Source organism: Chromobacterium sp. LK11 (assembly GCF_001043705.1).
In the GTDB taxonomy this organism is placed as follows: Bacteria; Pseudomonadota; Gammaproteobacteria; order Burkholderiales; family Chromobacteriaceae; genus Chromobacterium; species Chromobacterium alkanivorans.
Genome location: NZ_LDUR01000012.1, coordinates 101,459 through 124,589, shown reverse-complemented (window position 1 = coordinate 124,589; position 23,131 = coordinate 101,459). Strand labels below are relative to the sequence as shown.

The 23,131-nt window shown below is 66.0% G+C and carries 25 protein-coding genes; 19 read left to right on the top strand and 6 right to left on the bottom strand.

Features of this window, described 5'->3' with window-relative positions; all coding sequences use genetic code 11:
- Positions 1-32 precede the first annotated feature (32 nt).
- The 11 genes from murG to VK98_RS08150 all read left to right on the top strand — a co-directional run bounded on the left by murG (position 33) and on the right by VK98_RS08150 (position 9,181).
- Positions 33-1,115: an undecaprenyldiphospho-muramoylpentapeptide beta-N-acetylglucosaminyltransferase gene (gene murG / locus VK98_RS08200; RefSeq protein ID WP_048413566.1), complete on the top strand. Its 1,083-nt coding sequence runs from the start codon at positions 33-35 to the stop codon at positions 1,113-1,115.
- Positions 1,116-1,152: 37 nt separating this feature from the next.
- Entirely contained in the window at positions 1,153-2,544 is a 1,392-nt protein-coding gene (gene murC / locus VK98_RS08195) for a UDP-N-acetylmuramate--L-alanine ligase (RefSeq protein ID WP_048413565.1), read from the top strand.
- A 23-nt stretch (positions 2,545-2,567) separates the two neighbouring features.
- A complete protein-coding gene (locus tag VK98_RS08190) occupies positions 2,568-3,479 on the top strand; it encodes a D-alanine--D-alanine ligase (RefSeq protein ID WP_048413684.1) in 912 nt (303 codons plus the stop codon).
- Entirely contained in the window at positions 3,469-4,194 is a 726-nt protein-coding gene (locus VK98_RS08185) for a cell division protein FtsQ/DivIB (protein WP_048413564.1), read from the top strand. The genes VK98_RS08190 and VK98_RS08185 overlap by 11 nt, the downstream gene beginning before the upstream one ends.
- Before the next feature lie 46 nt (positions 4,195-4,240).
- Positions 4,241-5,452 carry a cell division protein FtsA gene (gene ftsA, locus VK98_RS08180; protein WP_197081372.1) on the top strand — a complete coding sequence of 404 codons (1,212 nt, stop codon included), beginning with the start codon at positions 4,241-4,243 and terminating at the stop codon, positions 5,450-5,452.
- 88 nt (positions 5,453-5,540) lie between these two features.
- On the top strand, positions 5,541-6,731 hold the full coding sequence (gene ftsZ / locus VK98_RS08175; RefSeq protein WP_048413563.1) for a cell division protein FtsZ: 1,191 nt from the start codon (positions 5,541-5,543) through the stop codon (positions 6,729-6,731).
- 111 nt (positions 6,732-6,842) lie between these two features.
- Positions 6,843-7,754 (top strand): UDP-3-O-acyl-N-acetylglucosamine deacetylase, encoded by a 912-nt coding sequence (lpxC, locus tag VK98_RS08170; RefSeq protein ID WP_048413683.1) that lies wholly within the window; start codon positions 6,843-6,845, stop codon positions 7,752-7,754.
- 3 nt (positions 7,755-7,757) lie between these two features.
- The gene (locus tag VK98_RS08165; RefSeq protein ID WP_048413562.1) at positions 7,758-7,940 is read left to right on the top strand and encodes a hypothetical protein; all 183 of its coding nucleotides are present in this window, start codon (positions 7,758-7,760) and stop codon (positions 7,938-7,940) included.
- 170 nt (positions 7,941-8,110) lie between these two features.
- Positions 8,111-8,590, top strand: coding sequence for a cyclic pyranopterin monophosphate synthase MoaC (gene moaC / locus VK98_RS08160; RefSeq protein WP_048413561.1), 480 nt, complete (start codon positions 8,111-8,113; stop codon positions 8,588-8,590).
- Positions 8,591-8,665: 75 nt separating this feature from the next.
- The gene (locus VK98_RS08155) at positions 8,666-8,896 is read left to right on the top strand and encodes a CopG family ribbon-helix-helix protein (RefSeq protein WP_048413560.1); all 231 of its coding nucleotides are present in this window, start codon (positions 8,666-8,668) and stop codon (positions 8,894-8,896) included.
- Complete coding sequence (locus VK98_RS08150; protein WP_048413559.1) at positions 8,897-9,181, top strand: type II toxin-antitoxin system RelE/ParE family toxin; 285 nt, start codon at positions 8,897-8,899, stop codon at positions 9,179-9,181.
- A 21-nt stretch (positions 9,182-9,202) separates the two neighbouring features.
- On the opposite strand, the gene VK98_RS08145 is transcribed toward VK98_RS08150, so the two are convergent.
- Positions 9,203-10,156 carry a bile acid:sodium symporter family protein gene (locus VK98_RS08145; RefSeq protein WP_048413558.1) on the bottom strand — a complete coding sequence of 318 codons (954 nt, stop codon included), beginning with the start codon at positions 10,154-10,156 and terminating at the stop codon, positions 9,203-9,205.
- Positions 10,157-10,327: 171 nt separating this feature from the next.
- Here VK98_RS08145 and dsdA point away from each other — a divergent pair, with 171 nt between their 5' ends.
- The 4 genes from dsdA to VK98_RS08125 all read left to right on the top strand — a co-directional run bounded on the left by dsdA (position 10,328) and on the right by VK98_RS08125 (position 15,647).
- Positions 10,328-11,686: a D-serine ammonia-lyase gene (dsdA, locus tag VK98_RS08140; protein WP_048413557.1), complete on the top strand. Its 1,359-nt coding sequence runs from the start codon at positions 10,328-10,330 to the stop codon at positions 11,684-11,686.
- Between the two features lie 14 nt (positions 11,687-11,700).
- Positions 11,701-12,627, top strand: coding sequence for a DNA-binding transcriptional regulator DsdC (dsdC, locus tag VK98_RS08135; RefSeq protein WP_048413682.1), 927 nt, complete (start codon positions 11,701-11,703; stop codon positions 12,625-12,627).
- A 98-nt stretch (positions 12,628-12,725) separates the two neighbouring features.
- The gene (locus VK98_RS08130) at positions 12,726-13,424 is read left to right on the top strand and encodes a glutathione S-transferase family protein (RefSeq protein WP_048413556.1); all 699 of its coding nucleotides are present in this window, start codon (positions 12,726-12,728) and stop codon (positions 13,422-13,424) included.
- Positions 13,425-13,622: 198 nt separating this feature from the next.
- On the top strand, positions 13,623-15,647 hold the full coding sequence (locus VK98_RS08125) for a M13 family metallopeptidase (RefSeq protein WP_231589230.1): 2,025 nt from the start codon (positions 13,623-13,625) through the stop codon (positions 15,645-15,647).
- A 153-nt stretch (positions 15,648-15,800) separates the two neighbouring features.
- On the opposite strand, the gene VK98_RS08120 is transcribed toward VK98_RS08125, so the two are convergent.
- Positions 15,801-16,577 carry a helix-turn-helix domain-containing protein gene (locus VK98_RS08120; protein ID WP_048413555.1) on the bottom strand — a complete coding sequence of 259 codons (777 nt, stop codon included), beginning with the start codon at positions 16,575-16,577 and terminating at the stop codon, positions 15,801-15,803.
- Between the two features lie 95 nt (positions 16,578-16,672).
- Between VK98_RS08120 and VK98_RS08115 the strand changes: the two genes are divergently transcribed.
- Both VK98_RS08115 and VK98_RS08110 read left to right on the top strand, forming a co-directional pair.
- On the top strand, positions 16,673-17,845 hold the full coding sequence (locus VK98_RS08115; RefSeq protein WP_048413554.1) for an MFS transporter: 1,173 nt from the start codon (positions 16,673-16,675) through the stop codon (positions 17,843-17,845).
- Between the two features lie 69 nt (positions 17,846-17,914).
- Positions 17,915-18,289, top strand: a complete 375-nt coding sequence (locus tag VK98_RS08110; RefSeq protein WP_048413680.1) for a cupin domain-containing protein — start codon at positions 17,915-17,917, stop codon at positions 18,287-18,289.
- Positions 18,290-18,357: 68 nt separating this feature from the next.
- Here VK98_RS08110 and VK98_RS08105 read toward each other — a convergent pair whose 3' ends face one another.
- Both VK98_RS08105 and VK98_RS08100 read right to left on the bottom strand, forming a co-directional pair.
- Positions 18,358-18,894, bottom strand: coding sequence for a YfaZ family outer membrane protein (locus VK98_RS08105; RefSeq protein WP_048413553.1), 537 nt, complete (start codon positions 18,892-18,894; stop codon positions 18,358-18,360).
- A gap of 92 nt (positions 18,895-18,986) precedes the next feature.
- The gene (locus VK98_RS08100) at positions 18,987-19,628 is read right to left on the bottom strand and encodes a YceH family protein (protein WP_048413552.1); all 642 of its coding nucleotides are present in this window, start codon (positions 19,626-19,628) and stop codon (positions 18,987-18,989) included.
- 174 nt (positions 19,629-19,802) lie between these two features.
- Here VK98_RS08100 and VK98_RS08095 point away from each other — a divergent pair, with 174 nt between their 5' ends.
- A complete protein-coding gene (locus tag VK98_RS08095; protein ID WP_048413551.1) occupies positions 19,803-20,549 on the top strand; it encodes a TlyA family RNA methyltransferase in 747 nt (248 codons plus the stop codon).
- 55 nt (positions 20,550-20,604) lie between these two features.
- On the opposite strand, the gene VK98_RS08090 is transcribed toward VK98_RS08095, so the two are convergent.
- Complete coding sequence (locus VK98_RS08090) at positions 20,605-21,081, bottom strand: universal stress protein (RefSeq protein WP_048413550.1); 477 nt, start codon at positions 21,079-21,081, stop codon at positions 20,605-20,607.
- A gap of 171 nt (positions 21,082-21,252) precedes the next feature.
- Here VK98_RS08090 and VK98_RS08085 point away from each other — a divergent pair, with 171 nt between their 5' ends.
- Positions 21,253-21,573, top strand: a complete 321-nt coding sequence (locus VK98_RS08085; RefSeq protein WP_048413549.1) for a hypothetical protein — start codon at positions 21,253-21,255, stop codon at positions 21,571-21,573.
- Between the two features lie 68 nt (positions 21,574-21,641).
- Here VK98_RS08085 and VK98_RS08080 read toward each other — a convergent pair whose 3' ends face one another.
- Positions 21,642-22,991: a glutamine synthetase family protein gene (locus VK98_RS08080; RefSeq protein WP_048413548.1), complete on the bottom strand. Its 1,350-nt coding sequence runs from the start codon at positions 22,989-22,991 to the stop codon at positions 21,642-21,644.
- Positions 22,992-23,131 lie beyond the last annotated feature (140 nt).

Genomic DNA, 23,131 nt, shown 5'->3' with positions numbered 1-23,131 from the left:
CGCGGCAACGAGAGTTAACGGAACGGATAGAGATGGCGAATCGCACGGTCATGGTGATGGCGGCTGGCACGGGTGGACACATCGTCCCCGGCCTTGCCGTGGCCAAAGAGTTGCAAAGCCGGGGCTGGAAGGTGGTGTGGCTGGGCACCCGCCGCGGCATGGAGAACAAATTGGTGCCGCCGACCGGCATTCCGCTGGAGCGGCTGAACTTTCACGGCGTGCGCGGCAAGGGCCTGCTGGGCTCGGCCAAGGGTGCGTTGCAGCTGATCGGCGCCTTCTTCAGCAGCGCGGCGCAGATTTTCCGTCACCGCCCGGACGTGGTGCTGGGAATGGGCGGTTACGTCTGCCTGCCCGGCGGCGTGATGGCGGGCCTGCTGTGGAAGCCGCTGGTGTTGGTCAACGCCGACGCCGGCCTGTTGTTGAGCAATAAGGCTTTGCTGCCCTTCGCCAAGAAACTGGTCTGCGGTTTCGATGGGGACGCGGCGCGCAACGGCAAGGCGCTGGTCACCGGCAATCCGGTGCGAGGCGAGATCGAGGGCATCGCCGCGCCGGCGGAGCGCTTCGCCGGCCGCGGCGGACCGCTGAAGGTGCTGGTGGTGGGCGGCAGCCTGGGCGCCAAGGTTTTGAACGAAACCTTGCCGCAGGCGATGGCCAAATTGCCGGCCGAGCAGCGGCCGCGGCTGACGCACCAGACCGGCGAGGCGAATTTCGCCGCGGTCGAGGCCGCTTATCAGGCGGCGGGCCTGCGCGAGCAAGTGGAGTTGCTGCCTTTCGTCGACGACATGCCGAAGCGCCTGGCCGAATGCGACCTGGTGATCTGCCGCGCCGGCGCGATCACGGTCAGCGAATTGTGCGCGGCCGGCGTGCCCAGCGTGCTGGTGCCGCTGGTGGTGTCCACCACCGGTCATCAGCGCGACAACGCCGAGTGGATGGCGCAGGCCGGCGCGGCCTGGCATCTGCCGCAGAAGGAATTGAACGCCGACGGGCTTGCGGGCCTGTTGGCGGGTTTGGACAGAGAACAGTTGCTGGACAAGGCCGAGCGCGCGCGCGCGCTGGCCCGTTCCGGCGCGGCCGGCCGGGTGGCCGACCTGTGCCAGCAGCTGGCCAAGGAATGACAGGGCGTCAAACGAGCGCTCAAGCAGAGACACAGACATGAAACACAGGGTCAAACACATACATTTCGTAGGCATAGGCGGCGTCGGCATGTGCGGCATCGCCGAGGTGCTGCACGGCCTGGGCTTTACCGTGTCCGGTTCCGACATGGCGGAGAGCGCCACCAGCAAGCGGCTGATCGATCAGGGCATTCGCGTGTTCTACGGCCACGACGCCACCTATATGCACGGCGCCGACGTGGTGGTGACCTCCACCGCGGTCAAGGCCGACAACCCGGAAGTGCAGGAAGCGCGCGCCAGCAAGATCCCGGTGATCCCGCGCGCGCTGATGCTGGCCGAACTGATGCGCTTCAAGCAGGGCATCGCCATCGCCGGCACCCACGGCAAGACCACCACCACCAGCCTGACCGCTTCGGTGCTGGGCGCGGCCGGCCTGGACCCCACCTTCGTCATCGGCGGCAAGCTGACCGCGGCCGGCACCAACGCGCGGCTGGGCTCCGGCGAATTCCTGGTGGCCGAGGCCGACGAATCGGACGCTTCCTTCCTGCACCTGACTCCGGTGATGGCGGTGGTGACCAATATCGACGCCGACCACATGGACACCTACGACCACAGCTTCGACAAGCTCAAGCAGGCTTTCGTCGATTTCCTGCAGCGGCTGCCGTTCTACGGCCGCGCGGTGCTGTGCGTGGACGACCCCAATGTGCGCGAGATCCGCGGCCGCATCACCAAGCCGGTGACCACCTACGGCCTAGACGATTCCGCCGACATCTACGCCGAGAACGTGCGCGCCGCCGCCGGCCAGATGCATTTCGACGTGGTGGTGAAGAACGGCAAGGAAGTGCGCTTCCCGGTGGTGCTGAACATGCCGGGCCGCCACAACGTGCTCAACGCGCTGTCCGCCATCGCCATCGGCCTGGAGTGCGGCGCCAGCGTTGAGGCGATCCAGCAAGGCCTGGCCGAGTTCGCCGGCGTAGGCCGCCGCTTCCAGCGTTACGGCGAAGTGCCGGCCAAGGACGGCGGCAGTTTCACCCTGGTGGACGACTACGGCCACCATCCGGTGGAAATGGCCGCCACGCTGGCCGCGGTGCGCGGCGCCTTCCCGGACAAGCGTCTGGTGTTGGCCTTCCAGCCGCACCGCTACACCCGCACCCGGGACCTGTTCGAGGACTTCGTCAAAGTGCTGTCCGGCGTGGACGCGCTGCTGTTGTCCGAAGTCTACGCCGCCGGCGAAGCGCCCATCGTGGCCGCCGACGGCCGCGCGCTAGCGCGCGCGGTGCGGGTGCTGGGCAAGGTGGAGCCGGTGTTCGTCGAGGACATCGCCGAGATGCAGCAGACCATTTTCGATCAAGCTCGCGACGGCGACGTGGTGGTGACCATGGGCGCGGGCTCCATCGGCGCGGTGCCGGCCAAAGTGGCGGCGGGCGCGTGATGATGAATGACAAGGACAAGGCAATGAAGCAGTACGGCAAGGTGGCGGTGATGATGGGCGGCAGTTCCTCCGAGCGCGAAGTGTCGCTGATGAGCGGCGCCGGCGTGCTCAAGGCCCTGCAGTCCCGCGGCGTGGACGCGCACAAATTCGACCCGTCGGAACAGCCGCTGACGGCGCTGAAGGAAGAAGGCTTCGACCGCGTGTTCAACATCCTGCACGGCCCCTTCGGCGAAGACGGCACCTTGCAGGGCGTGCTGGAAAGCATGGGCCTGCCCTATACCGGCTGCGGCGTGATGGCGTCGGCGATCTGCATGGACAAATGGCGCACCAAGCTGCTGTGGCAGGGCGCCGGCCTGCCTATCCCGGAATTCGAGCTGCTGGACGAGAACAGCGACTTCGCCGCGGTGGAAGCCAAGCTGGACCTGCCCATCTTCGTCAAGCCGGCCACCGAGGGCTCCAGCATAGGCGTGACCAAGGTCAAGCAGCCGGGCGAATTGAAGGCGGCGTTCGAAGAAGCGCGCAAGTACGACAGCATCGTGATCGCCGAGCGTTTCATCGGCGGCGGCGAATACACCTGCGCGGTGATAGGCGACACCGCCTATCCGACCATCAAGATCGAGCCGGCGACCGAGTTCTACGACTACGACGCCAAGTATTTCCGCGACGACACCGTCTACCGCTGCCCGTCCGGCCTGAGCGAAGAGCTGGAGCGGCGCGCGCGCGAACTGTCGCTGGCGGCCTTCCGCGTGCTGGGCGGCCGCGGCTGGGGCCGGGTGGATTTCCTGATGGACGAGGCCGGCGGCATTTACCTGCTGGAAGCCAACACCAATCCGGGCATGACCAGCCACAGCCTGGTGCCGATGGCGGCGCGGGCGATGGGCATCAGTTACGAGGATTTGTGCCTCAAGGTGCTGGATATGGTGCATGTGGGATAACCATCGGCTGCTAAGAGGCCTGGCCAATCTGATGCTGGCCGCCACAGCGCTGATGTTGCTGTATGCAGGAGGGTTCTGGTTGACGCACGCGCCGGTGTTTCCGGTGAAGAAGATCCAGATTCGCGGCGACATGAAACGGGTGACGCCGGAACAGCTGAAGTTCATTGCCGAGCACGAGCTGTCCGGCACCTTCTTCACGCTGGACATCGACAAGACGCGGGCGGCCTTCGGCAAATTGCCGTGGGTGCGGGATGCCCAGGTGCGGCGGCGCTGGCCGGACGCGCTGGATATTTCGGTGGAAGAGCATGTGGCGCTTGCGCGCTGGGGAGAGAACGGCCTGGTCAATACCCGAGGAGAGCGGTTCGACGCCGCCAGCGACCAGGACCTGCCGGTGTTTTACGGGCCGGCGGGGGCAGAGAAGGACATGAGCGAAATGCTGGGCGGGCTGCGCCAGGATCTGGCTCCGGCGGGCGTCAAGCCCGCGGCGCTGTGGCTGTCCAGCCGCCGCGCCTGGAAAGTGGGGCTGGACAACCAGGTGCAGCTGGAGCTGGGACGCAACGACGTGAGTCCGCGCGCCCGCCGCTTCGCCCAGTACTGGAAGAGCAAATTGGCGGCGTTGCCATACCACGTGGAATACGTGGATATGCGCTACCCGAATGGATTCGCCGTGCGGATGCCCGATTACAAGGCGCCGCCGGCCAAGGGAAACAAGTAATTAGCAGTTGGAGCGACAGGTGAGCAAACCAAAGGAAAGCAAGAACATGCTGGTTGGCCTCGACATCGGCACATCCAAGATCGTGGCGATCGTCGCAGAAGTCCTGGAGGACGGCCAACTCAATATCGTCGGCATGGGCCACACCCCGTCGCGCGGTTTGAAGCGCGGCATGGTGGTGAACATCGAATCCACGGTGCAGGCGATCCAGCGCGCGCTGGAAGAGGCCGAGCTGATGGCCGACTGCAAGATTCACGAAGTGTTCGCCGGCATCGCCGGCAGCCACATCAAGAGCGTGAACTCGCACGGCATGGTGGCGATCAAGGATCGCGAAGTCACCAAGATGGACATCGACCGCGTGATTGAAACCGCGCGCGCGGTGACCATCCCGCCCGACCATCAGGTGCTGCACATCCTGACTCAGGAATACAGCATCGACGGCCAGGAAGGCGTGCGCGAACCGCTGGGCATGAGCGGCGTGCGGCTGGAGGCCAAGGTGCACATCGTCACCGGCGCGGTGTCCGCCGCCCAGAACGTGACCAAGTGCGTGCGCCGCTGCGGTCTGGAAGTGTCCGACCTGGTGCTGCAGCCGATGGCCTCCGCCATCGCGGTGCTGTCGGAAGACGAAAAAGACCTGGGCGTGTGCCTGATCGACATCGGCGGCGGCACCACCGACATCGCGGTGTACGCCAACGGCGCGATTCGTCACACCGCGGTGATTCCGATCGCCGGCGACCAGATCACCAACGACATCGCCATGGCCTTGCGCACCCCGACCAAGGAGGCCGAGGACATCAAGATCCAGCACGCGGTGGCGCTGGTGGCGATGGCCGACCCCAGCCAGATGATAGAAGTGCCGGGCGTGGGCGAGCGCGGGCCGCGGCAGATGTCGCGCGCCACGCTGGCCGAAGTGGTGGAGCCGCGGGTGGAAGAGCTGTTCCAGCTGGTGCAGCAGGAATTGCGCCGCAGCGGCTTCGAGGACCTGCTGTCCTCCGGCATCGTGCTGACCGGCGGCGCCAGCCTGATGCCGGGCATGGTGGAGCTGGCGGAAGAAGTGTTCCACATGCCGGTGCGCGTCGGCGTGCCCAAGTATGTGGGCGGCCTGGCGGAAGTGGTGAAGACCCCGCGCTTCTCCACCGGCGTCGGCCTGCTGTTGTACGGCAAGGATCAGATTCAAACGCATGCCGGCCCCAAGGTGGAGACGGCGGGTGTAGGCCAGATGTTCACGCGCATGAAGGCGTGGTTCGCTGGCAATTTCTAAGCGCTACGCGGCCGGCGCACTCGCTGGCCACGATAGCGATCGGGCAGATGTAACGGGTAGTTAGCTCATCTTTATTGAGGAGAGGAAAATGAGCGGAATGGTCTTTGAAGTTATGCAAGAAACCGCCAATGTGGCGATCATCAAAGTCATCGGCGTTGGCGGCGGCGGTTGCAACGCCATCGACAATATGATCGACGGCAATGTCCACGGCGTGGAATTCATCTGCGCCAACACCGACGCTCAGTCGCTGCTGCGCAACAAGTCGCCGCAGAAGCTGCAGTTGGGCAACAACCTGACTCGCGGCCTGGGCGCGGGCGCCAATCCGGAAGTGGGCCGCAGCGCGGCGCTGGAAGACCGCGAGCGCATCGCCGAGATGCTGCGCGGCTCCAATATGGTGTTCGTCACCGCCGGCATGGGCGGCGGCACCGGCACCGGCGCGGCGCCGGTGGTGGCCGAAGTGGCCAAGGAAATGGGCATCCTGACCGTGGGCGTGGTCACCCGTCCGTTCGAGCACGAAGGCAAGCGCATGAAAGTGGCGCAGAACGGCATCGAGGATCTGAAAAAGCACGTCGATTCGCTGATCGTGATCCCCAATGAAAAACTGATGGAAGTGCTGGGCGACGACGTGACCATGCGCGAAGCCTTCCGCGCCGCCGACGACGTGCTCAAGGGCGCGGTGGCCGGCATCGCCGAAGTGATCACTTGCCCGGGCCTGATCAACGTCGACTTCGCCGACGTGCGCACCGTGATGTGCGAAATGGGCCTGGCGATGATGGGTTCCGCCTACGCCTCCGGCATCGACCGCGCCCGCGTGGCCGCCGAACAGGCCGTGGCCAGCCCGCTGCTGGACAACATCACCCTGGAAGGCGCGCGCGGCGTGCTGGTCAACATCTCCACCGCGCCGGGTTGCCTGAAGATGAGCGAGTACCGCGAAATCATGGGCATCGTGCGCCAGTACGCGGACGAAGACGCGCAGATCAAGTTCGGCACCGCCGAAGTGGAAGACATGCCGGAAGACACCATCCGCGTGACCTTGATCGCCACCGGCCTGGGCCAGAAGAAAACCGCGCGCAACACCGAGGAGCGTCCGGAATACATCAAGATCGTCAAGACCGGCACCGACGACCGCGCGGTGGAAGTGGTCAGCTACGACGACTTCGACACCCCGGCCATCATGCGCCAGGGCCGTCGCCGCGCGGCGCCGTCCATGGACTTCTCCAACCCGGAAGTGAGCGAAAGCTACGACATCCCGGCCTTCCTGCGCAAGCAGGCGGACTGAGGCGGAGCCGCTATAGAAGAAAGCTATTTAATACTGCAAATCAATCAATAAAGTGCGGTTTTTGACTGTGCTAGAATCGGGCATTCCCATCTGTTTGAGAAGCCCGACATGATATTGCAGCGCACGCTGAAACAAGCGATAAGCGCCACGGGTGTGGGTTTGCACTCCGGCGAGCGGGTGAAGCTCACCCTGCTGCCGGCTGCGCCCGACACCGGGATCGTCTTTCGCCGCACCGACTTGCCCGAGCCGGTGGAGGTGAAAGCGGATCCATCGCTCGTCAACGACACGCGACTCTCCTCCACGCTGGTGACTGACGCCGGCGTGCGTGTCGGCACGATCGAGCATTTGATGTCGGCCCTGGCGGGCTTTGGCATCGACAACCTCGTGATTGAGGTCACGGCGGCGGAAATCCCCATCATGGACGGATCCGCCGCCCCTTTCATTTACCTGCTGCAGACCGCGGGCGTGGCCGAGCAGCACGCCAGGAAGCGCTTCATCCGCGTCACCAAAACGGTGGAAGTGGAAGAGCGCGGCGTGTGGGTGAAGCTGGAGCCGCACGATGGTTTCAAGGTCACCCTGTCCATCGACTTCAACCATCCCGCCTTCAATCTGGCGCCGCAAACCGTGGCGGTGGACTTCGCGCGGCATTCCTATACCGACGAGATCAGCCGCGCGCGCACCTTCGGCTTCATGCACGAGGTGGAATACATGCGCAACCACGGCCTGGGCCGCGGCGGCAGCCTGGACAACGCCATCGTCATCGACGACGAATACGTGCTGAATCCGGAAGGCCTGCGCTTCCCGGACGAGTTCGTCCGCCACAAGATCCTGGACGCCATCGGCGACCTCTACATCATCGGTCATCCGCTGATCGCCGCCTTCTCCGGCCACAAGTCCGGCCACGCGATGAACAACAAGCTGCTGCGCAAGCTGCTGGAGACGCCGGACGCCTGGGAATACGTCAGCTACGACGACCCGCTGGACGCGCCGTCCAGCTTCCACCGGCTGCCGGAGGTGGCCTAAGCGGTGTTCGGCTTCTGGCGCCTGTGGCTGCTCGTCACCATCCTGCTGCTGGGCTGGGCAGGCGTCTGTTATCTGTTGACCCGCAATCCGCTCTACCTGCGCTACCTCGGCCGCATCGTCCGCTGGAGCGGCGGCCTGGTGGTGCTGGTCAGCGTCTTCTGGCTGATTTACCGGCTGCTGTCCTAAGGGCCTGTTCAAGGTCTTGCGAGCAAGGGCGAGACAAGGCGAAAACTAGCGAAAAAGCGGAATGTACGAGGGGTACATGAGCATTTTGAGCTGGTACTCACCGTGCAACGTTTCACGAAGCGCAGCAGACTTCGAACAGGTTCCAAGCGGGCCGGAGGAGTAATGAACCCATGTCCAAATTGACTCATTTCGATGCCGGCGGCCAGGCCCATATGGTCGACGTCGGCGCCAAGGCCCACACCCGCCGCCGCGCGGTGGCGGAAGGCCGCATCCGCATGCTGCCCGCCACCTTCGCGCTGGTGAAGGGCGGCGGCCATAAAAAAGGCGACGTGCTGGGCATCGCCCGCATCGCCGCCATCATGGCGTCCAAGAAGGCCGCGGATCTGATCCCGCTCTGCCACCCGATCGCGTTGACCCGCGTGGCGGTGGAGTTCGAGCTGCTGGAGGCCGACAGCGCGGTGCGCATCGAAGTCACCGCCGAATGCAGCGGCCAGACCGGGGTGGAAATGGAGGCGCTGACCGCCGCCAACGTCGGCCTGCTGACCATTTACGATATGTGCAAGGCGGTGGACCGCGGCATGGTCATCGACGGCGTGCGGCTGCTGGAGAAAGAGGGCGGCAAGAGCGGGCATTGGCGGCTTGACGTCTGATTTTCCACGCAGTGCGGCAAGCCGGGGTCTTACCCTGTATGCTGTGTATACATCGTGGTTTCTGGAGGAACAGCCATGAGCGTCATGTCCGTGCGGGTGGCCGATGAGCTTGCCCAGCAACTCGAAGCCTTGGCGCACGCTACCGGGCGCAGCAAATCCTTCCTGGTGGCGGAAGCCATAGGCGATTATCTGGAGCGTGAGGCTTGGCAAGTACAGGCCATAGAGGAGGGACTGAAGGAGGCGGATGCCGGAGATTTCGCCTCTTCCGACGAAGTGGGGGCATTCTTCGCCAAGCACGGAGCATAAGTGCGGCTCGTCTGGTTGCGGAGCGCGCTGCAAAACCTTCAGCAAGAGACTGAGTATCTCGCCGAGGAAAACCCCGCAGCGGCCGTCGCTTTGGTGAAAGCGGTCAGGGTCGCAACCAACCATCTGATGGATTTCCCCTCAACTGGCCGGCCTGGACGAGTGCCCGGCACGCGTGAGCTGGTGTTGGAGGGCTTCCCCTACCTGATCCCGTATCGCGTCAAGGACGACCAGGTGCAAATTCTCCGTATTTTTCATACTCGCCGTCGGCCGCCCAAACGTTGGTAAGCATTGACGCTGGCCTGAAATTTACGACGTTTGTTTTGCGCCGGCCCGCGCCTCCTGATGCCGGCGCTCGACCGGCTTGTCCCGCCAATAGCCGGCCAAGAGCGAGCCGGAAATATTGTGCCAGACCGAGAACAGCGCGCCCGGCAGCGCCGCCAGCGGGCTGAAATAGGCCTTGCCCAGCTGGGCGGCCAGGCCGGAGTTCTGCATGCCTACCTCGATCGCCAGCGTGCGGCACACCGATTCGTCGAAGCCCAGCAAGCGTCCCCCCCAATACCCGCCCAACAGGCCGATGGCGTTGTGCAGCATCACCGCCAGAATGGTCAGCGCGCCCACGGTGGCGATGTGGTTCTTGCTGCCGGCGACGATGGCGGCGATCAGCGCGACGATGGCCAGCATCGACAATAGCGGCAGCAGCGGTTCCAGCCGGCGGACCAGGGATGCGAAGAAACGGTGGGCCAGCAGGCCCAGGCCTATCGGCAGGATCACGATCTGCAGAATGCTCAGCAGCATCGCCGCCACTTCCACCTTGATTGCCGCGTCCACGTACAGCCGGGTCAGCAGCGGCGTGGCCAACACTCCGACCAGCGTGGACAGCGAAGAGATGGTGACCGACAGCGCCACATCGCCGCGCGACAGATAGATGATCACATTGGACGCGGTGCCGCTGGCGACGCTGCCGACCAGAATCATGCCTATGGCCAGCTGCGCCGGCATCTGGAACAGCCGCGCCAGCGCCCAGGCCGCCAGCGGCATTACTAGGTAATGCAGGCCCAGGCCGGCCAGCACCGGCGCCGGCCGGCTCAGCACCCGTTTGAAATCGTCCAGCGTCAAGGTGAGCCCCATGGCGAACATGATCACCGCCAGCAGCAGGCCGGTATGTGGCAGCAAGGGGGTGAAGGCGGCGGGTTGTCGGTAGGCGACGGCGGACAGCAGCACGGCCCATAGCGGGAATAGGCGGGTGATTTTGGCGAGCACGGTGGCTCCTGATGGCGGATGATGCGCCCATCATAGGCGATGCGGCCCGGTATCTGGCAAGTCCACGCGCTCGCATGGCTGATCTGACGTCAGCCGTCGGCTGCGTAATCGTCTTTTGCCAGCGGCGGCGAGGCGCGGTTTAATCAGGGCTTCGATTCCTTGGAGCTCGCGATGCAAGCGACGATTGCCGGCAAGACCGTGGCCGATTGGCAGGCCAGCCACCCCTTATTGACGCCCTTGATGGCCTTGCGGCCCTTGGCGTGGTTCAACCCGGCGCTGGCGCCGGCGGCGGAAGCGTTGGCCGACGTGGGCTTGAGCCGGGCCGACGTTGAGGACGCCGACGCGCGGCTGCGCCGCTTCGCGCCCTATCTGGCGCGGGTGTTCCCGGACGCGGCCGCCAGCGGCGGCATCATCGAATCGCCGCTGCTGCCGCTGCCGGAAATGCGCGCGGCCTTATGGGCCCAGGCTGGGCTGGAGGCGAGCGGCAGCCTGTGGCTGAAGGCGGACAATCTGCTGCCGATTTCCGGCTCCATCAAGGCGCGCGGCGGCATCTACGAGGTGCTGAAGCACGCGGAAGACTTGGCGCTGAGTCATGGCCTGCTGCGGATGGGCGACGATTATGCCGGGCTGGACAGCGCCGAGGCGCGCGCCTTTTTCGGCGGCTACCGGGTGGCGGTGGGCTCCACCGGCAATCTGGGTCTGTCCATCGGCATCATCAGCGCCAAGCTGGGCTTCCAGGCCAGCGTGCATATGTCGGCGGACGCGCGGCAATGGAAGAAGGATTTGTTACGCAGCCATGGCGTCGAGGTGGTCGAGTATCCGTCCGATTACAGCGTGGCGGTGGCCGAGGGCCGCAAGCAGGCGGCGTCCGACCCGCGCTGTCACTTCGTCGACGACGAGAATTCGAAGAATCTGTTCCTGGGTTACGCGGTGGCGGCGGAGCGCCTGCGTGGTCAGTTGGCGGCACAGGGCGTTCGGGTGGACGCCGAGCATCCGCTGCTGGTGTACCTGCCTTGCGGCGTCGGCGGCGGGCCGGGCGGGGTGGCCTTCGGCCTCAAGCTGGCGTTCGGCGACGCGGTGCATTGCCTGTTCGCCGAACCCACCCACGCGCCCTGCATGCTGCTGGGCGTCTACACCGGGCTGCATGACGCGGTGGCGGTGCAGGACTTCAGCATCGACAATCTGACCGCCGCCGACGGCCTGGCGGTGGGCCGTCCGTCCGGCTTCGTCGGCCGCGCGATGCAGCGGCTGATCGACGGTTATTACACGGTGGACGACGGCGAGCTGTACCGCTTGCTGGCCTTGCTGGAGCGCGAGCAGGGATTGCGGCTGGAGCCGTCGGCGCTGGCCGGCATGCCGGGCCCGCTGCGGGTGCTGAGCGAATCCCAGGGTTATCGCCAGCGCATGGGCTTGAGCCCGGAGCGGCTGGCGCGCGCCGCGCATCTGGTATGGGGCACCGGCGGCGGCATGGTGCCGCCGGCGGAAATGGACGCCTATCTGGCGGAAGGCCGGCGGCGGCTGTCGACGTGAACGATAATGGCGGCATGCTGAATCTTCCCCCGCGCGCCGGCGTCCGGCTGGACGGCGCGCAATGGTCCAATCTGCACACCTTCGCGGCGGCGGCGCGGCATCTGAGCTTCGCCCGCGCCGCCGAGGAACTGTGCCTGAGCGCCAGCGCGGTCAGTCATCGCATCGCCCGGCTGGAACGGGCGTTGGGCACCCGCTTGTTTCTGCGGCTGACCCGCAGCCTGAGGCTGAGCGAGGACGGCGAGCGCATCCACCAGGCCTGGCTGGCCGGCCAGACGCAATTGGAGGCGGCCCTGAATCCACGGGACGACGCCGAGCCGGCCGGCGCGGTGGCGCTGTACGCGCGGCCGTCGCTGGCGCAATGCTGGCTGGCGCCGCGGCTGGCGGATTTCGCCGAGCGCCACCCGCGCATCGCGCTGGACGTTCGCAGCGGCAACGAGATGGTGGATTTCCGCGCCTGGAACATAGACCTGGCGCTGTACTACACAGCCGGCGATTTTCCCGGACTGGACGCGCAATGCCTGATGGACGAGCAAGTGGCGCCGGTGTGCAGCCCGGAGTACGCGGACCGGCATAAGCTGCGCGGCAATCCGGCGGCCCTGGCCGCATGCCTGCTGCTGCACGACGCCCAGGCCTGGGAGCGGGCGGCGCACGACGCAGAATGGCGCGAGTGGGCGCGGCGGCAGAACGTGGCCTTGCCGCCGCGGGGCATCAGCTTCGACCGTTCCGACCTATGCGCGCAGGCGGCCGCGCATCATGCCGGCGTGGCGCTGGGCCGGCGGCGACTGGTGCAAAGGCAGTTGGAGCGCGGCGAACTGATTCTGCCGCTGGGGCCGTTCGAGCCGCTGGGGCCGCAGGCGTATTACCTGGTGCGCGCGTCGCAAGCGCCGTCGCCGCGGGTACGGGCGGTGATGGACTGGCTGCGGGTTTGCGCGGCGGATTAGGCGTCCTTCCCCTTTTCGCGCCCGCCCCCTCGCGCGCCTTCCCGGCGGCGTGCTAGTCTGCTCAAGTTCAATGTCATGTCGACCGCGGGAGGCGCTTGATGATCACCCTGTATCAGTTCGGCCCGGCCATGGGCTTGGTGGACCCCAGCCCCTTCGTGATGAAGGCGGACCTGTTGCTGAAGCTGTCCGGCCTGTCCTACCGCCGCGTGCGCGGCGACATGCGCAAGGCGCCCAAGGGCAAGCTGCCTTATATCGACGACGACGGCCAGATCGTGCCGGACTCCACGCTGATCCGCCTGCACCTGGCGGACAAGCACGGCCTCACGCTGGACGCCGGTCTCAGCGAGGAGCAGAAGGCGCTGGCCTGGAGCGTGGACTGCATGTTGGGCGATCACTTCTACTGGGGCATCGTGCATGAACGCTGGATGGTGGACGAGAATTTCGCGCGCGGTCCCAGCGTGTTCTTCAAGGCGGTGCCGGCCTTGCTGCGCGGCCTGGTGACGACGCTGGTGCGGCGCAAGGTGCGCGCCAATCTGCAAGGACAGGGCATGGGCCGCTTCAGCGCGGCCGAGCGGCTGCGGCTGCTGGAGACGGACGTGGCGGCGCTGTCCGCCTTGCTGGGCGACAAGCCCTATTTCATGGGCGAGGCCGCCACCTGGATAGACGCCAGCGTCTACGCCTTCGTCAGCAGCGCCTTGACCGACGCGATGGGGGAGACCGCGTCGCGGACGCTGGTGGCGGCGCGGCCCAATCTGGTGGCGTATGCGGAGAGGCTGCGGGCCGAGTTTTACGGCTGATGGGCCGGGTGGATTCGCCGCGCCGCAGTAAGAACCTGTTTACGATCTGCTGCGCGTCGTGAAGCGTTGCACGGTGAGGACAAGCTCAAAATGCTCATGTACCACGTGTACATTCCGCTTTTTCGCTCGTTTCCGTCTTGTCTCGCCTTAGCTCGCGAGAGCGTAAACACGTTCTAAGACAAAAACAAAGGGGAAAACATGAAGTTGGGGAAACTGCTGCCATGGGCGGCCTGCTTGTGCGCGGCCGGCGCCTGGGCGGACGCCGCGCTGGACTACGGACGCTACGGCATTGATCTGAACGGCATCGATCCGACGGTGCGGGCGCAGGACAATCTGTCGCTGCACGCCAACGGAGGCTGGCTCAAGCGCGCGGCGATTCCGGCCGAGCGCTCCTCCACCGGGGTGGCGGAAGTGCTGGCGGAGCGCAATCTGGAACGGCTGCGCCAGCTGATAGAGCAGGCCGGGCAGGGCGAGGCGACCGGCGCCGAGGCGCGGCAGATCGCCGCCTTGTACCGCAGCTTCATGGACGAGGACGCCGTCGCCCGGCGCGGGCTGGAGCCGCTGCGCGAATCGCTGCGGACAGTGGCCGGCCTGGGCTCGGCGGCGGAGGCGGTGCGCTATATGGGCCGGCTGCAGGACCAGCCGGTGGATACGCCGTTCCGCTTCTACGTCAGCCAGGACCCCAAGGATTCCGCCGCCTACCTGGCCGGCGTCGGCCAGTCCGGCCTGGCGATGGACCAGGACTACTATCTGGGCAAATCCGCCGACTTCGCCGCCGCGCGCCAGGCTTATCTGGCTTATCTGGAGCGCTTGTTCGCGCTGGCGGAACTGGACCAGCCGCAAAGCCGCGCCCGCGACGTGCTGGCCTTCGAGACGCGGCTGGCGAAAATCCAGTGGACCAATGTCGAAAACCGCGACATCCAGAAAACCTACAACAAGCTGAGCCTGGCCGAGCTGGCGCGCCGGCAGCCCGGCTACGACTGGACGGCGCTGCTGGCCGACGCCGGCCTGGGCGAAGCCAAACAGCTGAACCTGGACCAGCCCGGCTATCTGAGCAAGCTGGCGCCGCTGCTGCGGGCCGCGCCGGCGGCCACGCTGCGCAACTACCTGCTGGCGCGCACGCTGGACGCCTACGCGCCCAGCCTGACGCCGGCCTTCGTCGACGCCCACTTCGACTTCTACGGCAAGACGCTGGAAGGCCGCAAACAGAACCGGCCGCGCTGGAAACGCGGCGTGGGCATGGTGGAAAACGGCCTGGGCGAGGCGCTGGGCAAGCTCTACGTGGCGCGCTACTTCACGCCGGAAGCCAAGCGCCAGGCCGACGAGCTGGTGCGCAATCTGCTGAAGGCCTACGACCAGTCCATCGACACCCTGGACTGGATGAGCGCCGCCACCAAGCGCCAGGCTCACGTCAAGCTGTCCAAGTACACGCTGAAGATAGGCTATCCGGACAAGTGGCGCGATTACGGCGGCCTGCAGCTGGCGCCGGACGATCTGGCCGGCAATGTGCGGCGCATCGCAAGCTTCAACTACCGGTATATGACCGACAAGCTGGGGCAGCCGGTGGACCGCAAGGAATGGAGCATGACGCCGCAGACGGTGAACGCCTATTACAACCCGGCCAATAATGAAATCGTGTTTCCGGCCGCCATCCTGCAGGCGCCGTATTTCGATCCCGGCTTCGATCCGGCAGTCAACTACGGCAGCATAGGCGCCACCATAGGTCACGAAATCAGTCACGGTTTCGACGACCAGGGCAGCCAGTTCGACGGCGACGGCAATATGCGCAACTGGTGGACCGCCAGCGACAAGGCGCGCTTCAAGGCGGCCACGCGCAAGCTGGTCAAGCAATACGGTCGCTACCAGCCGGTGCCCGGCCACTACGTCAACGGCGAATTGACGCTGGGCGAGAACATCGCCGACAACGCCGGCCTGGAAGTGGCGTACAAGGCCTATCGTCTGGCGCTCGGCGGCAAGACCGCGCCGCTGCTGGACGGCATGAGCGGCGACCAGCGCTTCTTCATCGCCTTCGCCCAATCCTGGCGCAGCAAAACCCGGGACGAGGCCACCCTCAAGCAGCTGGTGTCGGACCCGCACACGCCGGACTTGTGGCGGCCTATCGGCACCACCAGCAATATGGAACCGTTCTACCAGGCTTTCGGCGTCAAGCCGGGCGACAAGATGTATCTGCCGCCCAAGCAGCGTTTCCATTTGTGGTGGTAAGAGCCGGCTCATAATCTGCTGCGCTGCGTGAGACGCCGCACGGTGAGTACCGCTTCGAAATGCTCATGTACCACTTGACCATTCCGCTTTCTCAGCCGTTTTCGCCTTGTCTCGCTCTTGCTCGCAAGATTTTGAGCAGGCTATAGGACATTCTCAGAGTAAACGTTTGAGTTGGCCGGGCGTGAGCCCGGCATGGCGGCGGAACATGGCGATGAAGGCGCTGTCCTGCGCATAGCCCAGTTCCGCCGCCACCCGGCTTACGCTTTCCCCCTCGGCCAGCAGCCGGCTGGCCTCCATCATTTTCAATTGCCGCCGCCAGGCGCTGAAGCCGAGGCCGGTCTGTTGCTGGAACAGCCGGTTGACGGTGCGGGCGCTGGCGCCGGCCTGCGCGGCCAGTTGCTCCAGCGTGGCCTCGTCGCCGGGCTGCTGCAACAGCTGCTCGGCGATGCGCAGCAGCCGCCGGTCCTGCGGCAGCGGCAGACTCAGCGCCTGCTCCGGCGCGCGGCCGGCCTCGTCCAGCAACACCTCCACCAGCCTTTGCTGCGCCGGTTCCAGCGGCGACAGCGGCCATTCCGCCACCCGCACGATCAACTCCCGCAGCAACGGGCTGACGGCGATGACCTGCGGCCGCCGCGGCAGCGCGGGATAGGCCGCCGGGTCGAAGTACAGGCTGCGGTAGGCGAAGGGTTTGCCGGTTTCGGCCTGGTGCCATAGCCCCGAAGGAATCCAGGCCGCCATCGTGGGCGGCAGCACGCAGCGGGTATGACCGATGCGGATTTGCAGCACGCCGCTGACCGCGTACATCAGTTGCGCGCGGCGGTGGCGGTGCAGGCCGGAATCATGCGGCGCCGGCGCGTCTATCGCCATGCCCACGATGGGGTCGGCGAGTTGATCCGGGTCTGGGGCCGTGGCGGGCTGGTAGCGCGGCATTATGTCCGATTCTCAATGTTTCATGGCTATCCATCGATAATAGGCGGGACTTCGTTCTCCTACAATCCGTGCTCGATGTTTGAAGGAGAACAAAAATGAAATCCGCGATCCGTGCGGCGCCGCTGGCGCTGCTGATTCTATTGCTGGGTTTTCCGCAATTGAGCGAAACCATTTACGCGCCGGCCTTGACCGAGATCGCGCTGGCTTACCATGTCAGCGCCGGCCAGGCGCAATTGACGATGAGCGTCTACTTCCTGGCTTTCGCCTTCGGCGTGGTGTGCTGGGGACGTTGCGCCGACGTGTACGGACGACGGCCGGCTCTGCTGGCCGCTTTGGCCTGCTACGGCGCGGGCGCGCTCCTGGCCGTGCTGAGCCGCGATTTCGCCGTGCTGTTGCTGGCCCGCCTATTGCTGGCTTTCGGCGCCAGCGCTGGTTCGGTGGTGGTGCAGACCATGCTGCGCGACCGTTATCAGGGCCCGGCCTTGCTGGCGGTGTTCGCCACCGTCAGCGCCGCCTTGTCGTTGTCGCCGGCGCTCGGCCCGCCGCTGGGCGCGTTGCTGGTGGCCGGTTTCGGCCACCAGGGCGTGTTCGCCGCCTTGTGCGGCTTGGCGGCGCTGTTGCTGCTGCTGTCCTGCAAGCTGGCCGGCGAGACCCGGCCGGCGGACTTGCCGCCGCCGGCGGCGTTGGGCGCGGTGGCGGCCAGGATGGCGCGCGATCCGCGGGTGCTGGCCACGGTATGGCTGGTGGCCGGCTTCAATCTGTTGCTGTTCGGCTTTTACACGCTGGCGCCGTTCACGCTGCAATTGCTGGGCATGCCGCCCTGGCTGTTCGGCCTCAGCGGCTTGCTGGTGGCCGCCGGCGGTCTGTTCGGCGCCTTCGTCAACCGCCGCTTGGCGGCGCGCGGCGGCGGCGAACGCTTGCCGCGTCTGGCGCTGACGGCTGCCACGGCGGCGGCGCTGATTCAGTTGTTCAGCGCCTGGCCGGGCCTTTGGCCGATCGCGGCCGTCGGCGTGTTGCTGGTTTGCCAGCTGGCGATCGCGGCGGCCTTCGGCTGCGCGATTCCGCCCTTGCTGGCGGAAGCGTTGAGGGATTATCGCCAAGTGCAAGGCACGGCCGGCGCGCTGCTGGGCCTGATGTACTACCTGTTGATCGCCGGCGGGCTGGGCCTGATCAGCGCGGCCTATCAGCCCCATGTCTGCTACCAGCCGCTGGTCATGGCCTTGCTGTGCGCGGCGATGTGGCCGGCGGCGCGGCGGTTGGAGCGCTAGGTAGTTGAATATTCTGACCGATTCATGGCATTGTGTTGAAAATTTAAAACATCAATGGAGAGCAGCGCGATGAAGCAGGCCAGCGATATCATTGTGTTCCAGCGCCACGACGTGGCGGTTGAGTCTTTTGTGGCGGCGGAGGATCGCCGCGTCGCCGGCGAATGCAGGCAAAGCGTGGCCAACCATTATTCCGACCCCAGCGGCCAGTTCCACGCCGGCATCTGGAGCGGCGGCCTGGGGCGCTGGAAAGTGCGCTACAGCGAGCACGAGTTCTGCACCTTGCTGCAAGGCCGGGTGCGGGTCAGCGACGAGGCCGGGCACAGCGTGGAGTTGACGCAGGGCGACCATTTCGTGATCCCCGCCGGCTTCGTCGGCGTCTGGCAGGTGCTGGAGCCGGCTTGCAAGACTTACGCGGTGTTCGAGCCGCGGCAGCCGCAGGAATAGGGCGGCTGCGCTGAAATGCGAAACAGCCCCGCACTGCGGGGCTGTTTTTCGTGGCGGAGGCGCTGAGCTTAAAAAGTGAAGCCGGCGCCGATGTACATGCCGTCGGCCAAGCGGCGGTTGCGGTTGCCGTCCTTGCGTTCGATGTCGAAGTAGCGGTAGCCGGCCTCCACGGTGAACGGGCCGATCGGGTTCCAGCGCACGCCGGCGGCGAGGTCGCTGACGTTCTTGACGCTGCCGCTGGCCATGCTGTCGCCGGCGTAATAGGCCTGGCCGTAGAGGCTGACCTTGGGCGCCAGCTGGATGTTGGCGCGGCCGCCGAGCAGGGCGGCGGTGCCGGAGCCGCTGTCCGGGTTCAGGCCCATCAGTTTGCCGCCGCCGGCCAGGGTGACCGGGCCCAGCGGAATCGCGAACTCCAGGCCGGCGCCGCCGGCGTTGCCTTTGTGGTCGCTGTTCAGGTAGTCGATGGAAAGACCCAGGCCCAGGCCTTGGGGGGTGCGGCTGAATTGCTGGAAATCCTTGCCTGCGATGAAGCTGTAATCGGCGGCGTGGGCGGCGGCGGCCAGGGAGAGCAGCGCGGCGGCGGCGCCCAGTTGCAGAGTTTTCATGGGGTCACTTCTCTTGGGTGAGTTAGACAACAAGGGAAGTGACCGCTTTTTAAATAACAAGTTCGCATTCCGCCCAATATTTCTTGTGCGGATCATTCGCTGGCGAGCAGGTTTTCCAGTTCCAGCAGCCGGGTCTTGAGGGCGGCCACTTCCGCTTCCAGCGCGGCGACGCGGCCGGCGATGCCCACCTCGATCACGCCGCAGCCGTTGTCGCCGGAGACCGGCAGCGCTTGCGGCTCGCCGCTGAGCAGATGGGCCCAGCGCGCCTCGCGCTCGCCGGGCTGACGTTCCAGCTTCAGCACCAGCGGCGGGTATTTGTCGGCCAGCGCGTTGAGGGCGGTTTCCACTTCCTCCACGCCGCTGAAGCCGTAGATGCGGCCGGAGCGGGTGCGGATCTCCGCCGCGGTCTGCGGCCCGCGCAGCATCAGCAGCGCCAGCGCCGCCAGCCGCGCGCCTTCGATATTCCATTCGTAATTGAGCCTGTGCTCGTACTTGGCCACCCGGCTGCCGGCCGGCAGCCGCTCGCTCGCCAGCTTCTTGGCGATCAGGCTGTCCAGCGCCGCGCTGATGTCGGCTTCGGACAGCTGCATCACCGGTTCGCGGCTGGTCAGCTGATTGCAGGCCGAGGCCAGGCCGTTCAAGGTCATCGGGTAGGCGTCCGGGGTCAGCGCCTGTTTTTCCACCAGGGCGCCCAGCACGCGCACTTCATGCGCTTCCAGTTGATGTGTGTCCATCCATGTCTCCGCTTGAGGCTGCCGACGCCGGGGGCGGCGGCGGGCCGGATTGGCATGTAGCGATTCTAGCGCGGTTGGCGGGCCCTCCGCACGGTGAGATCATGGTCTTGGCTTGACAGCGGCCGGCGCGCTTGCCACGCTGTGCGGTTTTTGTCGATGCTTGGGGAGTGCGCGATGACGCGAGTGGACGTGTTGCTGGTGGAACTGGGCCTGGCGGCTTCGCGCACGGCGGCGCAGAACCTGATCGCCGCCGGGCGGGTCAGTTGCGACGGCGCGCCGGTGAGCAAACCCAGCCAGAAGTGCGCGCCGGGTTGCCGTTTCGATATCGCCGCGGATCCCTCCGATCGTTTCGTGTCGCGCGGAGGGCTGAAGATGCTGGGCGCGCTGGAGTCGTCCGGCCTGGACCCGCGCGACGCGCTGGCGCTGGACGTGGGCCAGTCCACCGGCGGTTTCAGCGATTGCCTGCTGCAACAAGGCGCGCGGCGGGTGGTGGGCGTGGACGTGGGCCACGATCAATTGCATTCGCGGCTGCGGACGGATCCGCGCGTCCGTTATTTCGAAGGGGTGAACGCCAGGGCCTTGGACCACGCGGCGCTGTTGGCGGCCAACGACGGCCTGCCCTTCGACCTGATGGTGTGCGACGTGTCCTTCATCTCGCTGACCCTGGTGCTGCCGTCGGCGCTGCCCTTGATCCGCCCCGGCGGTCATCTGCTCAGCCTGGTGAAGCCGCAGTTCGAGGTGGGACGCGAGGGTTTGGCCAGGGGCGGCATCGTCCGCGACGAGAGCCTGTATCCGCGGGTGCGCGACAAGATCAGCGAAGCGGTGCGGGAGCAGGGTTTCGAGTTGCTGAAATGGTTCGACAGCCCGATCACCGGCGGCGACGGCAACCGCGAATTCTTCATCTACGCGCGCAAGCGCTGAGCGAGGCGAAGCCCTGTTATGATGAGGGCATCGCCAGGCCCGCGCGCGGCGGGTATTATTCCGCTTGGCCGAACTCGCTTTGTTCGCTGCGCAGCACCATGACCGGGCAGTTGGCGCGGCGCAGCAGGTTTTGGGCGAAGCTGCCCAACAGCAGGTGGGCGATGCCGCTGCGGCCATGGGTGCCGAGCACGACCAGATCGGCGTTGTGGCTGTCCGCGTAGCGCACCAGCAGTTCCGCCATGTCGGCGCCGCCGTCCCAGCTTTCCGCCATGTGAATCTGCACCTGCTCCACGCCGGCTTCCACCGCCTGTTTGCGCGCCTGTTCCAGCACGCGGTTGCCGTCGCGGAACGCTTGATCGTGCAGTTCGTGAGTGCCGAGCAGGCCGACGCCTTCCACCGCCAGATCGCGCAGGCTGGCGATGTGGAACAGGGTCAGGCTGGCCTTGCTGAACTTGGCGATCCGGATGGCTTCACGCAGCGCTTTGTCCGAATTGCTGCTGCCGTCCAGCGCGGCGATGATGAGTTGGTACATGTCCTTATGTCCTTTATGGCTGGTGAGACAGTGGGATTATCGTGACAGCATAACGCGGCGGGAGACTCAGGCCAAGCCGGCGTGGACCGGGCTTGACCTGGCGCAAGGCGTTGACGGCGGGCCGGGGCGGTGTTTTACAATTCGATCATCTGTTTAAGGGTTTGATTTGAAATGCTTGTTTTTCTATTGATCGTGGGCGCGTGCTTGTTGGCTTTGCTGGGATGGGTGCTGTACTCGCGCCGCGCGCCGCTCCAGGTCAAGCGGACGCGCGCGGAGGACAAGGTGTACGCCTTGAACACCCAGATCCGCGCGGTGGAGCCGCCGGAGCATTCCACCGGCGCGGCCTTCGGCGTGCTGCTCAAGGCCGCGCGCGGCGACCGCGCCGCGGTGGAGAAGTGGATCGTGGCCGAGCAGTACCGCGGCAGCGTGCCGGTCAGCCGCGAGGAGGCGATCGAACTGCTGGCGCGGCGCTTGCTGTTGAGCCGCAACTGAGGCGCTTGGCGCGAGTGAACGAAAACAGGCCCGCATGAGCGGGCCTGTTTGCATTGGTCAACGGGTTCTCAGGCCAGCAGACCCAGGTATTGGCGCTCCCACGGCGTGATCTGGCTGTGGTAATGGGTCAGCTCCACCTCCTTCACCGCCAGGTAGGCGGCGCTGAACTCCGCGCCGAACAGCCGCTCGGCGGCGTCGCCCGCGGCCATCGTCTCGCAGGCGGCGTCCAGGGTGTTGGGCAGGCTGGCGCGTTCGCTCTTGAACACATTGCCGGTGGCGGGCTCGCTGGGCTCTAAGCGGCCTTCTATGCCCAGCAGGCCGGCGCCCAGGCTGGCCGCCAGCGACAAATAGGGGTTGGCGTCGCAGCCCGGCAGCCGGTTTTCCACGCGGCGGCCCTCGGGGCCGGACACCGGCACCCGCAGACCCACCGAGCGGTTGTCCAGGCCCCAGCTCAGGTTGACCGGCGCGGCCATGCCCTTGACGAAGCGGCGGTAGGAGTTGGGGCTGGGGCAAAACAGCGGCATCAGTTCCGGCAGATAGCGCTGCAGCCCGGCGATGAAGCCGTGGAAGGTGTCGGAGGCTTCGCCGTCGGCGCGGCTGAACACATTGTCGCCGCGCTGGTCCACCACGCTTTGGTGCAAGTGCATCGAACTGCCCGGCTGGCCCGGCAGCGGCTTGGCCATGCACACCACGCTGAGGCCGTGGCGGTTGCCTATCTCCTTCAGCGCGGTCTTGAACAAAAAGGTCTGGTCGGCCAGCGCCAGCGCGTCGCCGTGCTTGAGATTGATTTCGAACTGGCTGGGGCCCATCTCGTGGACGAAGGTGTCGGTGGCGATGCCCAGCATTTCGCAGGCGCGGTACAGATCGTCGAAATAGGCTTCCAGATCGTTGAGCGAGGAGAAGCTGAAGGAGTCGAAACCGGCTTCGCGGCGGCCGCTGCGCAGCGTGGGCGGCTGGAAGGGCTGTTGCGGGTCGCCGTGGGCGGCGAAGATGTAGAACTCCAGCTCCGGCGCCACCACCGGCGTCCAGCCGCGCGCCGCGTAGCGCGCCAGCACCGCTTTCAGCGCCGAGCGCGGCGCCAGCGGCGTCAGGCTGCCGTCGTGATCGACGCAATCGCAGATCACGCTGGCGCGCGGGGTCTTGGCCCACGGCACCTGGCGCAGGGTGGCGAAGTCCGGGACCAGGGTCACGTCCGGATCGTGCTCGCCGTAGAAGCGGTAGTCCGGGAATTCGCCTATGCAGCTTTGAATGGGCACCGCGCGCGCGATGCGCAGCGGCTGCCCCTTGATGAAGGCCTTGGCCGGCAGGGTTTTGCCGCGGGCAAAACCGTGCACGTCGGCGAAAGCCAGTTCTACGTCACGAACATTCTGCTGAATCAGCCATTCGGCCAAGTCCGCCGGGATGGTGGCCTGGGACATGAGTCTCTCCCGATGCGCTTGCGCGTTATTGTTTGCATGTTTGGGTCTGTCTGTCCGTGGCGTTGTTTTATTTTTGGAGCGTTTGCTCTGCGGCCATTATGCCATCAGGCAGGGGCGGGAGGGCAAGCCCCGCATTGAGA